Origin of the sequence: Mesorhizobium ventifaucium (assembly GCF_935822925.1) — a bacterium.
In the GTDB taxonomy this organism is placed as follows: Bacteria; Pseudomonadota; Alphaproteobacteria; order Rhizobiales; family Rhizobiaceae; genus Mesorhizobium; species Mesorhizobium ventifaucium.
In genome coordinates, this window is sequence record NZ_CAKXZS010000030.1 from 173,424 (window position 1) to 185,552 (window position 12,129).

Annotated in this window: 10 protein-coding genes; 3 read left to right on the top strand and 7 right to left on the bottom strand. The window is 64.5% G+C overall.

Annotated elements, in window-relative coordinates:
• Window positions 1–5: 5 nt before the first annotated feature.
• From NMG70_RS24980 to NMG70_RS24995, 4 genes are all read right to left on the bottom strand, one after another.
• Window positions 6–794, bottom strand: a complete 789-nt coding sequence (locus NMG70_RS24980; protein ID WP_254026984.1) for an ABC transporter substrate-binding protein — start codon at window positions 792–794, stop codon at window positions 6–8.
• A 109-nt stretch (window positions 795–903) separates the two neighbouring features.
• Window positions 904–2,067, bottom strand: a complete 1,164-nt coding sequence (locus tag NMG70_RS24985) for a saccharopine dehydrogenase family protein (protein WP_254026985.1) — start codon at window positions 2,065–2,067, stop codon at window positions 904–906.
• The gene (locus NMG70_RS24990) at window positions 2,064–2,609 is read right to left on the bottom strand and encodes an Lrp/AsnC family transcriptional regulator (protein WP_254026986.1); all 546 of its coding nucleotides are present in this window, start codon (window positions 2,607–2,609) and stop codon (window positions 2,064–2,066) included. The genes NMG70_RS24985 and NMG70_RS24990 overlap by 4 nt, the downstream gene beginning before the upstream one ends.
• 168 nt (window positions 2,610–2,777) lie before the next feature.
• Complete coding sequence (locus tag NMG70_RS24995; RefSeq protein WP_254026987.1) at window positions 2,778–3,701, bottom strand: LysR family transcriptional regulator; 924 nt, start codon at window positions 3,699–3,701, stop codon at window positions 2,778–2,780.
• A 91-nt stretch (window positions 3,702–3,792) separates the two neighbouring features.
• Here NMG70_RS24995 and NMG70_RS25000 point away from each other — a divergent pair, with 91 nt between their 5' ends.
• A complete protein-coding gene (locus NMG70_RS25000; RefSeq protein ID WP_254026988.1) occupies window positions 3,793–4,623 on the top strand; it encodes an NAD(P)H-dependent oxidoreductase in 831 nt (276 codons plus the stop codon).
• Between the two features lie 49 nt (window positions 4,624–4,672).
• Here the strand turns inward: NMG70_RS25000 and NMG70_RS25005 are convergent, their stop codons facing one another.
• From NMG70_RS25005 to NMG70_RS25015, 3 genes are all read right to left on the bottom strand, one after another.
• Window positions 4,673–5,398 carry a 3-keto-5-aminohexanoate cleavage protein gene (locus tag NMG70_RS25005; protein WP_254026989.1) on the bottom strand — a complete coding sequence of 242 codons (726 nt, stop codon included), beginning with the start codon at window positions 5,396–5,398 and terminating at the stop codon, window positions 4,673–4,675.
• 243 nt (window positions 5,399–5,641) lie between these two features.
• A complete protein-coding gene (locus tag NMG70_RS25010; RefSeq protein ID WP_254026990.1) occupies window positions 5,642–6,997 on the bottom strand; it encodes a sigma-54-dependent transcriptional regulator in 1,356 nt (451 codons plus the stop codon).
• Between the two features lie 13 nt (window positions 6,998–7,010).
• The gene (locus tag NMG70_RS25015; protein WP_254026991.1) at window positions 7,011–8,885 is read right to left on the bottom strand and encodes a sensor histidine kinase; all 1,875 of its coding nucleotides are present in this window, start codon (window positions 8,883–8,885) and stop codon (window positions 7,011–7,013) included.
• A gap of 223 nt (window positions 8,886–9,108) precedes the next feature.
• Between NMG70_RS25015 and NMG70_RS25020 the strand changes: the two genes are divergently transcribed.
• Window positions 9,109–10,440, top strand: a complete 1,332-nt coding sequence (locus NMG70_RS25020) for a dicarboxylate/amino acid:cation symporter (RefSeq protein ID WP_254026992.1) — start codon at window positions 9,109–9,111, stop codon at window positions 10,438–10,440.
• 547 nt (window positions 10,441–10,987) lie between these two features.
• Entirely contained in the window at window positions 10,988–12,052 is a 1,065-nt protein-coding gene (locus NMG70_RS25025) for a glycosyltransferase family 2 protein (protein WP_254026993.1), read from the top strand.
• Window positions 12,053–12,129 lie beyond the last annotated feature (77 nt).

Genomic DNA, 12,129 nt, shown 5'->3' on the forward strand with positions numbered 1-12,129 from the left:
GCTACTCAGTGATCCTTCTTCCAGTCGTCGGAATTGACCCAGTAGTCGAGGTTCTTCTGCAGGCGGCCGTCGAGGCTGACCTGGTCGAGGAACAGGTTCATCCAGGTCAGCAGGTCCTGCTCGTCATAGCGCGTCGCGAAGGCCAGCGGCTCCTTCGACAGCATGTCCGGCATGATGGTGAAGCTGCCGGGCGGGTAGGCGGTCGACTGGCCTTTGACCGCCGAGACGTCGTTGACGCCGCAATCGGCCTGGCCGTTGTTGACGGCGTCAAGCAGCAGCGGGCCGCCGCCCTTGTAGCTCTTGATGTCGGCGTCGGGGAAGGCCTTCTTGGCCTCCTTCTCGCCGGTGGCGCCGAGCAGCACGGCGATCTTGGTGCCCTTGGCCTTGCAATCCTCGGTGGATTTGAACTTGCCGTCGGCCTTGGTGAAGACGGTGCTGCCGGTGTACATGTAAGGCTTGGTGAAGGCGACCTTCATCGCCCGCGCCAGCGTCGGCGTCATGTCGGCGACCAGAAGATCGGCCTTGCCCGACAGCAGGGCCGGGATCAGGCCGTCCCAATCGAAATCCAAAAAGGTGATCTTCACGCCCATTTCCTTGGCCATCAGTTCGGCAAGCTCGACCGAACTGCCGGTGCGCTCGCCGGCAGCACCGACCAGCGAGAAGGGCGGTCCCTGCGTCTGCACGGCAACGCGTAACTCGCCGCGCTTGGTGATCTCATCGAGCGTCCCGGCACTGGCCGCGGCAGTAAGGCCGGCGAGCGCAAGGCCTGCGATGAAAAGCTTGGCAATATTCATTAGGCATTCCTCCTTGTTGTCGTTTGTTATTTTCACTTTGTTGTCCCACCCCTTGGGGGTGCTTTTTGAGCGGCAGCGCCGTTGCCGGCGGCCACCGTTCGAAAATCTTTCAGTCCCAGTCGATCGTTTCGGATACCCGTAGACCGCGCCGGGCCAGCTCATCGAGAAAGCGGCCGTCGGGCACATGCAACAGCGGGTTGAGCAGGCCGGGCTCGGTAATTTCGCCCCGCGCCAGCATCTGCGCCACGATGCTGGCGGGATAGCCGACGCCGAGGCTCATGCCGAACAGGCCGGAGGCCAGATCGCGTTCGATGACCAGGTCCGAGGTCACCGTCTTGCGGCGGCCATCCTGGGTGCCGGTAAAGACATTGCGCATCACGCAAAGGTCCTTTTCGTCGGCGCCATACTGCAGTTGCGGCCCGAGCAGCCGGCCGAGAAATTCACGTGGGCTGGCGCCAACGCCGGACACCTTATCCTCGGAAAGGAAGCCAAGCTCCTTCAGCGGCGCCCAGAACGCCGACCAACCCGGCCAGCGCAACGAATAGCGGCCGGAGCGCTGCAGCCCCTTGGCGGCGGCAAGCATGCAGGCATAATGCGGCGCGTCGCCATTGGGGAAGGCTTCCAGCCTGCCGAGCCCGGCGATCTCGATCTGATGGATAAAGCGATTTTCATGTTGCTGGCCGGCCGGCACATCGACCCGCTTGCCGTTCTCGACCAGCACGCTGTCGCGGTTCTGGCTCATCAGAACCATGTCAAAATTCCAGCTCACCTTGTAGCATAGCGGCTTGGCCATCGCCTTCGGCTCGGGGATACCGCCGCAATAGGAATCAATCGCCGTGATGGCGTCGAACTGACGGGCGGCGCGCGCGTAGAGCACAAGGTCGATGCCGGGGTCGAGCCCGCATTCGGTCATGATCGAAACGCCGGCCGCTTCCGCCGCCGGGGCAAGGTCGGCGATCGTCTTGCCGTAATTGGTGGTGACCAGCGGCGTGCGCGTCGCGATCGCGGCCTGCACGGCCTCGCGCATCAGCGGCTGCGGCAACAGGTCGATGGCGGCGTCGACACCCGCCAGCACGTTCGCCAACACAGGGGCGATCGCGCCTTCGGGCACGACGAAATGCACGCGGGCAAGGTCGGTCAGGCCGCCAAGCCGGGCTGCACCATTCGGCGCAGTATCGACGCAGACGACTTCTTCGACATCGGCGCTGGCGACGAGATCGGCGATCGCCGCCCGGCCTTGCAGGCCGAGGCCGCCGAGAACCGCGATCTTCATGGTATTTCCTTTCGCCCAGTTTCGTCGCGCCCAGTTTCGTCGCGCCCGTCGCGCTTGGTCTCGTCCGACCAGCAGCCTTCCGGCAGGCTGACCCATTTGTTGCAGGAGGCCATGACGACGAACGTCTCGCTGCGCACGACTTCGCCCGGCTCGCCGGCGCCGGGGATCAGTTCGCTGGTGACGCGATAGAGATCGGCGACATCGCCGGCCACCGTCACGTCGACGATGATGTCGAAGCGTCCGGTGACGACGGAGGCCGAGTTCACGAAAGGCAGTTCGGCGATGCGCTGCGCCAGTTCCCGAGCCCGGCCTCGGCCCTGCGCATTGATGCCGACGATCGCCGAGATCAATTCTGGGCGCTCGGTCAGGTTGAGCAGCCCGACGATCTTGAGCAGGTTGCGGTCAAGCAGGTTGCGCAGCCGCATGCGCACCGTCGGGACGGAGACGGCCATCTTCTCGGCGAGCCGATTGACGCCAAGCTGCGCATCCTGCGACAGCAGCTTGACAAGTCGCCGGTCTGTCTGATCGAGATGTTCCCGCAAACACTCAGGCTTTCATAAATGAAAAGAATTTATCGACTTTTCTTTCTGATATGAAAACAGCTTAGGGTGTATCTTTTTAAATCGCAAGAGCGTTCGGCCGCTGTCAACAAGGCCGCATCCCGGAAGACGGGGGGCTTTGCCAGCCGCAGCCGACCGAGGGCATGCCGACTAACGCGACTTCTCGATCCCCGGAATGCCGCCGATCCGCTCGGCGAGAAAATCGACCAGCAGCCGGACCCTGGCAATGCCGGCGCGCTCCGGGACGATCAGCATGCTCAGCGGAATGGGAGGCGGGGCGTAGTCGGGCAGGATCACTTCCAGCCGGCCGGCGGCGAGGAGATCGTCGACAAGCCAGTGATGGGCAGGTGCGATGCCGCGACCGGCGACGAGAGCTTCGCGTGCGGCAAGCCCATGGTCGACCCGAAATCGGCCGCCAAAGGACACCGCATGGCGTTCGCCGCCCGGCCCCTGCAGGGCGAGCGTGTCGCTTCCCGCTATATTCGACATCCGGATGCCTTCATGGCCAGGCAAATCCTGCGGGGCAGCCGGCCTGCCCCGCGCCGCCAGATAGGCTGGCGCCGCCACCAGCAGACGCCGGGACTGGCCGAGCGCCCGCAGCTTCATCGAGCTGTCGGTGAGCGGACCGAGGCGAAGCGCGATGTCGACGCCCTCCCGCACAAGGTCGATGCGCTCGTCGGTGAGGCTGAGATCGACCCCGATGTCGGGGTAGCGGTCCTGAAACGCGAAGATCAGCCGGCCGACATGCAAGACCCCGAGCGCTGCCGTGCAGGATATCCGGATCGTGCCGGCCGAAGCCCCGCGCGTGCCCCGTGCCTCGTCGCCGGCCTGCTCAACGAGGCGCAGGATCTGGACGGCGTTGGCATAGTAACGGCTGCCTTCATCGGTCATCGTGACACGCCGGGTGGTCCTGCTGAGCAAGGGCACGCCGACGGCGTCTTCGAGCTCGCGCAGATGCCGTGTGACCGTCGACTGCCCAACTCCGAGCTCGCGCGCCACCGCCGAGAGGCTGCCGCGCTCGGCGACGCGGACGAAGCTGCGCATGCGCTCGAGTGTGACGTCCGATCTATCCATTATTCGGCATGATCATATGCATTTCTCAGGTATAGCGGATCAGCCCGGGGCTGGCTACCTTTAGCGCCATCATCCTTCTTCGGAGTTGACCATGAAAGTCCTGCTTGTTTTTGCTCATCCTGAACCGCGTTCGCTCAACGGCGCACTGCGTGACGTCGCCATCAGGGAACTCGAGGCCCAGGGCCACGAGGTGCGGGTGACTGACCTATATGCCGATGGCTGGAAAGCCGAGGTGGACCGTGCCGACTTTCCGGCGTGGCCGCCCGAAGCACGCTTCCTGCCGGCTGGGGCATCCAAAAAAGCTTTTGCGACCAATACGCTAACCGAAGATGTTAAAGCAGAGATCGACAAGCTGCTGTGGGCAGACACGCTGATCCTCCAGTTTCCGCTGTGGTGGTACGCCATGCCGGCGATCCTCAAGGGCTGGGTCGACCGGGTGTACGCCTACGGCTTCGCCTATGGTGTCGGCGAGCATAGCGACAAGCGGTGGGGCGACCGCTTTGGCGAAGGAACGCTCGCCGGCAAGCGCGCGATGCTGATCGTGACCGCCGGCGGCTGGGAGGAGCACTATTCCGCCCGCGGCGTCAACGGCCCGATCGACGACCTGCTGTTCCCGATCAATCACGGGATCCTTTATTATCCGGGCTACGACGTGCTTCCGCCGTTCGTCGTCTACAGAGTGGATCGTTTCGGCGAGGCCGATTTCGAGCCTGTCGCTGAGCGCCTGCGCGAAAGGATGCGGACGCTCGAGACAATCTGGCCAATTCCCTACCGGCAGCAGAATGGCGGTGACTACCACATCCCGGGCATGCAGCTCCGCCCCGAACTGGGCGATCCGGGCGCAACGGGCTTCGCGCTTCACGAGGATCGCGCAACCGCGAAATCGGCGACGCCGCGCTCGACTTTGCGGGACGTGGCCTGACGCAGCATCCCGAGAAGATCGGGCAAGGCGCCCGAAGCCTACGGGATGATCAGCGACCGGCCCGGAAAATCGCGACGGCAGCAGCCGTCAACGCGGCGTTACCTGATGCCGTAGTGCCGTCCGGAAGCTGCCTGCCGTCTTCCAGCCCGACGCGCGTCGACCAGTTGCGCTCCGCCGCCTTGCGCACGAACGGCCAGACAGTCGCGTTCTCTCCATGAAGGAGAATGGCACGCCGCATCCCGGCGCGTTCGAGCACGGCCTCGATGCCATCTGAGACAGCAAAAGCCTCGTCCAGCGCCTGCTCGGAAATCTCGATCAGGATACGCAGGACCTGGCTGCCATGGTCGAGGCGGACCAGGCGCTCTGCGTCAGCGACCGAAGCGAGACCGGCCTCGATGCCGATGCCGCGCTGCCGCAGTCTCTGCATGATCTCGGGCGCGGCCTTCTCGCTCAGATTGACCGACGCATAGTCGGGCAATTCGCTCCAGCCGGCGATCGCGGCAAGTGTGCGCTCGTCATCATTCTCGATCCAGGCGCCGGTCGACACGCCGATCAGCGTTCCCGGGCAGGCGCGGCGCAGCGCCAGCACGGTCCGGTCCATCGCCGCCGGCGCAAGGCTTTCGCGGCTGTCAGGCCCGCGTGTATGGACATGCAACTCGGCCGCACCGGCGGCCACGCAGGCGGCGCCATTACGCGCTATGGTCTCGGGATCGAGTGGCAGCTGCGGGTGGAAATCGGCGCTGCGCGCGCCATTGATGCAGGTCTGGACAATCATGGAGGTGCGCCCGGTTGAAGTGGACCAAGTGTAGCGCAGGATGGCGGAGACCGGAATCGGGTTCGCGCCAGGAGAGTTGCTGCGGAGGAGGGACGTTCGCAGACGTTGCGCTGCCCCTCATTGCCCTGCCGGGCATTTCTCCCCGTAGAACGGGGAGAAAGAGGCCGGCCGCGACATCGCTCTTTCTGCAACCCGGCCGATTGTCGATATTTTCGGTGAAGGTGTCGGCCGAGGCGCCGGCCGTTACCTGGAAAACTCGCTGCGCACGATGCCGTGGCGCTGCAGCTTGTCATAAAAGGTCTTGCGCGGAATCCCCAGCGCTGCGATCGTGCGCCTGACGTCGCCCTCGTTGCGGCCAAGCGTCTCGCGGATGATGTCGGCCTCGTAGCGCTCCAGCCGTTCCGGCAGCTTCATGGCGGCATCCGGCTGGGCTGGGGCAGGGGATGGCGCTCCAGAATCTTCTTCCAATCCAAGCACAAACCGCTCGGCGAAATGCGCGAGCTCGCGCACATTGCCCGGCCAGTCATGCTCCCGGAGACGGCGGTGTACCGCGGCCGGCACCGCCGGCAGCGGACGCCGGAAGCGGGCGGCGGCGCGCTCGGCGAAGTAGAAGAACAGCAGGGCGACGTCGTCGCGGCGCTCGCGCAGCGGCGGAATGGAGATCGTCACCACGTTGAGCCGGTAATAAAGATCCTCGCGGAAAGCGCCGCGCTGGCGCGGATCGCCGAGATCGACCTTGGCGGCCGCAACGACGCGCAGGTCGACGGGCCGCATCTCGTTGGTGCCGAGCGGGGTGACCTCGCGCATTTCCAGCACGCGCAGCATCTGCACCTGTGTCGAGACCGGCATGCTTTCGATCTCGTCGAGGAACAGCGTGCCGCCGCTGGCGTGCTCGATACGGCCGATCCGCTTCTTCTGCGCCCCGGTGAAGGCGCCGGCCTCGTGGCCGAACAATTCGCTCTCGATGACCGTCTCCGGCAGCGTGCCGCAGTTCAGCGCAACGAAATTGCCCCTGGCGCGGCGACTCCAGCGATGCAAAAGGCTCGCCACCACTTCCTTGCCGGAACCGGTTTCGCCGGTCACCAGCACGTCGACATCGGTGTCGGCGATCTGGCGCAGCGTGCGGCGCAGCCTTTCCATCGCCGGCGTCTGGCCGATCAGCGGCAGCCCGTCCTGCGCCTCTCCGGCCACCTCGCGCAAGGCGCGGTTCTCCATCACCAGGCGGCGCTTTTCCGCGGCGCGGCGCACGCTCTGCACCAGCCGGTCGGCGGCGAAGGGTTTTGTGATGAAGTCGTAGGCGCCGTCCTTGATCGCCTTGACGGCAACCGCGATGTCGCCATGCCCGGTGACGAGGATGACCGGAATGTCCGCGTCCAGCCGCAGGATGCGGTCGAAAAGCTGCAAGCCGTCAATCTGAGGCATGCGGATATCCGACACAACCACACCGGCAAAACCGGTGTCGAGCCTGGCCAGCGCCTCGGCCGCCACCGAAAAAGGCGAGACCGAGAAGCCGGCAAGCTCCAGCGTCTGCGCAGTGGCCTTGAGGAGATCGCCGTCGTCATCGACCAAGATGACCGGCGCTGCGTCGTCGTTCGTCATGCTGCCTTGGCCACTATGCTGCTTTCAAGAGATGGATGGTGAAGCGGGTGCCGTTCTCGTCGCTCGAAACCTCGATGCGTCCGCCGTAGTCGGCGACGATATCCTTCGAAATGACAAGGCCAAGACCGAGGCCTTTTTCCTTGGATGTGTTGAACGGCGTGAACAGCGATTTGAGAATCCCTGGCGGAATGCCAGGTCCGTTATCGGACACGCCGACCGTCACGCCGTCCGCGGTCTCCTCGACCGAAACCCGCACATGAGCGTCGTTGCGGCCTTCCAGCGCTTCAAGCGCGTTCTGGAAGAGGTTGATCAGCACCTGTTCGAGCCGGACCCGGTTGCCCATGACTTTGAGGCTCGGCGGCGGCAGGTCGATCGCCAGTGCGTCGAGCCGGCCGGCAAAGCGGCTTCTCAACAGCACGACGGCGCCCTCGATGACACCGCGCAATTCGACAGGCTGGGCGGCGGTGCGGCCCTTGCGAGCAAAGGCCTTCAATTCTTCGGTGATGGTGCCGATGCGCTCGGTCAGTGCTGCGATGGCGCCGAGGTTTTCCTCGGCAGGCGCGGTCTGCTTCCTGTCGAGGAAGACGCGAGCGTTGTCGGCATAGGCGCGTATGGTGGCAACCGGCTGGTTGATCTCATGGGCGACGCCGGCGGCGACCTGGCCGAGAATGGCGAGGCGGTTGGCCTGGACCAGATCCTGCTGCACCACCTGCAGCTTGGCCTCGGTGCTGCGGTGATCTGATATCTCGGCCTGCAGCCGGTCGCGGGCGCGGCTCAGATCCTCGGTCCGCTCGACGACGCGGCGTTCGAGTTCGGTGCGCGCTGCCTGTTCGGTGGCGATCCGCATTTGTCCCGACTGCCGGCGCCACAACAGATACGCAGCAAGGCCGAGCGACGGAACAATAACGCCGAGTGCAAGGAGCCGCATTTCACGGGCCGCGGCGGCGATCGGCGCCTCGGCCGGAACGAGATAGTCGAGCCGCCAGGGGGTGGAAGGGACCGACGTCGAAAGCCTGAGATATTCCGCGTCGCTGCCTCCGGGCGTCACTGCGTGGACGATGGATGTGTCTGGGCTGAGCGCCTGCGAGCGGGCGATCGGCAACGGCATCAGCGGCGCGTCGCCGAACTGCTGGCTGCCCTGGATGGCGGCAAGATCAGGCCCGGCAAGCGGCGCCGTCGTCATGAAGCGCCAGGACGGCACGCTGGTGATCAGGACAACGCCACGCTCGTCGATGACATAGGCCGGGCGGTTCGCCTCGTGCCAGTCGGCTTCGAGCTGATCGAACTCCGCTTTGACGACGACGACGCCGAGCGGTGCGGCGGCGTTACCGACGCGCCGCGAGATGTAGAGGCCGGGACGTTTACTGACATTGCCGAGCGCGAAATATTCGGTGGTTCCGGATTGCATCGCCCCGGAAAAATAATCGCGGAACCGGTAGTCGTTGCCGACAAAGCTGATCGGCTCGCGCCAGTTGCTGGAGGCGATCGCCAGCCCGTCGGTGCCGATGACATAGAGCACCGAGGCCTTGGTGCCGGAGACCAGCCCTTCAAGCTTGCGATTCAGCACATCGATTGCAGCAGCACTTTTCTGCGCCAGCGCGTCGCGCACCTGCTGGTCTTCCGACAAAAGCAGGGGCAGGGCGCGCGGGCTTTCCAGAACGGCGCGCAGTAGCGCGACCTTCAGATTGGCGTCGGTGCGGCCCTGCGCCGCCAGTCCCCTGAGCTCCGTGGTGCGGCCATAGAGACCGGCGCCGTAAAGTGCGGCCGTGGCCGTCGCAAGGGCGATGACCGCAAACAGCAGCCAGGCACGGCGCGCTCGCCTGCCGAGTTGCTCGGGCGTCGACGGCAAGGCAGCGGCGGGGCGTTGCAGCATCGCCCATTTGTGCATGATTTCGCACAAAGCACAATTCGGCCATGCGAGTTTCCGCACTTTCCGTGTGTGCGATACGAACCGTCAGTTCGAGAATCATCAATAAAATCAAAGCGAATTTCTCTGCCCGCAGTCTGGCACGGCAGTTGCAAACATGAATTCAGCGGTCGCGAGGCTGCTGGGGGTCAATGCAAACGCTCCGGGAGGTCGAGCTTTCGATCGGAGCACAATGGAGGACGTCATGCAGACAGCATTCGCTGCCGCCGAGCCGCGCGGCAAACTTCCGTTCTACCGGCATCTCTATGTGCAGGTGTTGGCGGCGATCGCCGCCGGCGTCCTTCTCGGCCACTTCTATCCCGAAACCGGTGAGGCGATGAAGCCGTTCGGCGACGCCTTCATCAAGCTGGTGAAGATGGTGATCGCGCCGGTGATCTTCCTGACGGTGGCGACCGGCATCGCCGGCGTTTCCGACCTGCACAAGGTGGGCCGCGTCGCCGGCAAGGCGATGATCTACTTCCTGGCATTCTCGACGCTGGCGCTTGTCGTCGGCCTCGTCGTCTCGAACGTCGTCCAGCCGGGCGCCGGCATGCATATCGATCCGGCCACGCTCGACGCCACAAAGGTGGCGACCTACGCCGAAAAAGCCCACGACACCAGCATCGTCGGTTTCCTGATGAACATCATCCCCGACACGATCACCGGCGCTTTCGCAAAGGGCGACATCCTGCAGGTGCTGTTCTTTTCGGTGCTGTTCGGGCTCGCTCTTGCCGCGGTCGGCGATCGCGGCCGCCCGGTCGTCGATTTCCTGCAGGCATTGACCACGCCGATCTTCCGCCTCGTCGCCATCCTGATGAAGGCGGCGCCGATCGGCGCTTTCGGCGCCATGGCCTTTACCATCGGCAAATACGGCATCGGCTCGATCGCCAACCTCGCCATGCTGATCGGCACCTTCTACCTGACCTCGCTGCTGTTCGTGCTGGTGGTGCTGGGCGCGGTCGCCCGCTACAACGGCTTCTCGATCCTGGCGCTGATCCGCTATGTCAAGGAAGAGCTGCTGCTGGTGCTCGGCACCTCGTCCTCGGAAGCGGCACTGCCGGGCCTGATGGCCAAGATGGAGCGCGCCGGCTGCAACCGCTCGGTGGTCGGGCTGGTCGTTCCAACCGGCTATTCCTTCAACCTTGACGGCACTAACATCTACATGACGCTGGCCGCGCTGTTCATCGCCCAGGCGACAGACACGCCGCTCACCTTGGGCGACCAGATCCTGCTGCTCGCCGTCGCCATGCTGAGTTCCAAGGGCGCCGCCGGCATCACCGGCGCCGGCTTCATCACGCTGGCCGCGACGCTCTCGGTCGTGCCCGCAGTGCCGGTCGCCGGCATGGCGCTGATCCTCGGCGTCGACCGCTTCATGTCGGAGTGCCGGGCGCTGACCAACTTCATCGGCAATGCGGTGGCGACCGTGGTCGTGGCGCGCTGGGAAGGGGAACTCGACCAGACCAGGTTCGCTGCCGCGATGGCCGGCGACTTGCCTGAGGAGGCCGATCTGTCGCTGCCGGGGCTGCAGGCCGCCTGAACCGTTCAGGTCTGCATGGCATATCCCGAAGCCGGCTTGCCGCCGGCTTCGGGATAGCCGCCGCCAATCTCCAACATCTGTAATTATCCACAGGCCATGCCGCTGTGCGCTGCCTCAGATGTAACAGGGTTGTGAATCTTGTTCTTGGCGCGGGGCTTGTTCCAGCCGTATTTGAAGGTCAATATTCGCCATGCCTTCAAGGCGGCGCCCGTCCGCTTCGATCCCGACCTGATCGCGACCGAAGGCGAGACGTTTCCGTCGGGCTCGGTTGCGACCGGCCGAAATCGTCGGAGCTTTTGCTGCCGCCGACCACAATCTTGACCAAGGCGGCAGCCTCGAAGGCAATGGCGGCCTCAATATGAAGTCGCAAAGCGAGACGTGACCGTCTCCTGGTGGAAGGCGCAGGCTTTCCTCCTAGGAACTCGTCGGGCACTTTGAAGAGGGGGCACTTGAAGAGGGGGCACTTGAAGAGAGGGCGCTTGAAGCGGGGGCAGGGCCCGTAAGCGGGCTTCTGCCGAAACCAAAGCAAGATGTGAGGTCAAACGCGATGCAGTCTGTCCCGAGGGTTCCGGTATCCATCATCATTCCGAACTACAATTACGCGCGTTTCCTCAAACGCAGCATCGATAGCGCCCTCGAGCAGGACTACGCGGATGTCGAAGTCATCGTCGTCGACGATGCATCGCAGGACAACTCCACGACAATCATGGGATCATATGGGGACGGGATCCTCGCCTGCCCGCGCGCGCAAAATGGCGGGCATGCGGCGGCGTTCAACACCGGCTTTGCGGCAAGCTCGGGCAAGATCGTCCTGTTCCTCGACGCCGACGATTACCTCTATCCAACCGCCGTCTCGACGATCGTCGACACCTGGGATGCGGCAACCGCCCAGGTGCAGTCCAGGCTGCATATCGTCGACGAACGGCAACACATCAAGGACGTCTTTCCGCCGCCCGAGCTGCCCTTCGACAGCGGTGATGTCATGCCGAAACTCCTGCACAAGGGCCGCTATCAGACGACCGTGACCAGCGGGCTGGCCTTTGATCGCACAACCCTCGAATCGATCATGCCTATACCGGAGGCGGAGTTCCGCCAGGGCGCCGATGGCTACCTTGCAACGCTGGCGCCCATGTATGGGCACGTTCAATCCATCGACGAATGCGTCGGCGCCTACCGGATCCATGGCGCCAACCATTCGGTCTTCGGTGAAAAGCTCGCCGAGCGGGCACGCTGGCGGGTAACCCACGATTTCCGCCGCATGCAGGCGCTTTCGGATCAAGCCTCCGGGATCGGCCTGACTATCGTGCCGTCAGAGGCTGTCCGCCACGATCCGGTCCACCTGGAAGAGCGGTTGGCGTCGCTGTGCGCAGACAAGCGCCGGCACCCCGTGGCCAATGATTCCCGGCTGGCGCTCGGGGCGGCGGGCGCCGTCGCCAGCCTCGAAATGACGGCGTCGCTGCGCCGGCGCGCCGTCCTTGCCGCCTGGTTCCTGTCGGTCGGGGTGTTGCCGCGGAAAATGGCGACGGCGGTGCTGTCGTGGAAGCTCGACGCATCGTCTAGACCGGCATTCCTTAGCCGTCTGTCCAAGACGATCCGCCACGCCATGGGGTAGAAGTCCGTCGTCCGAAGCGGAGCGCATATCCGCTCGATAGTTGGCGGGACAGCGCCCCATGGGCGCTAACTTAGGGG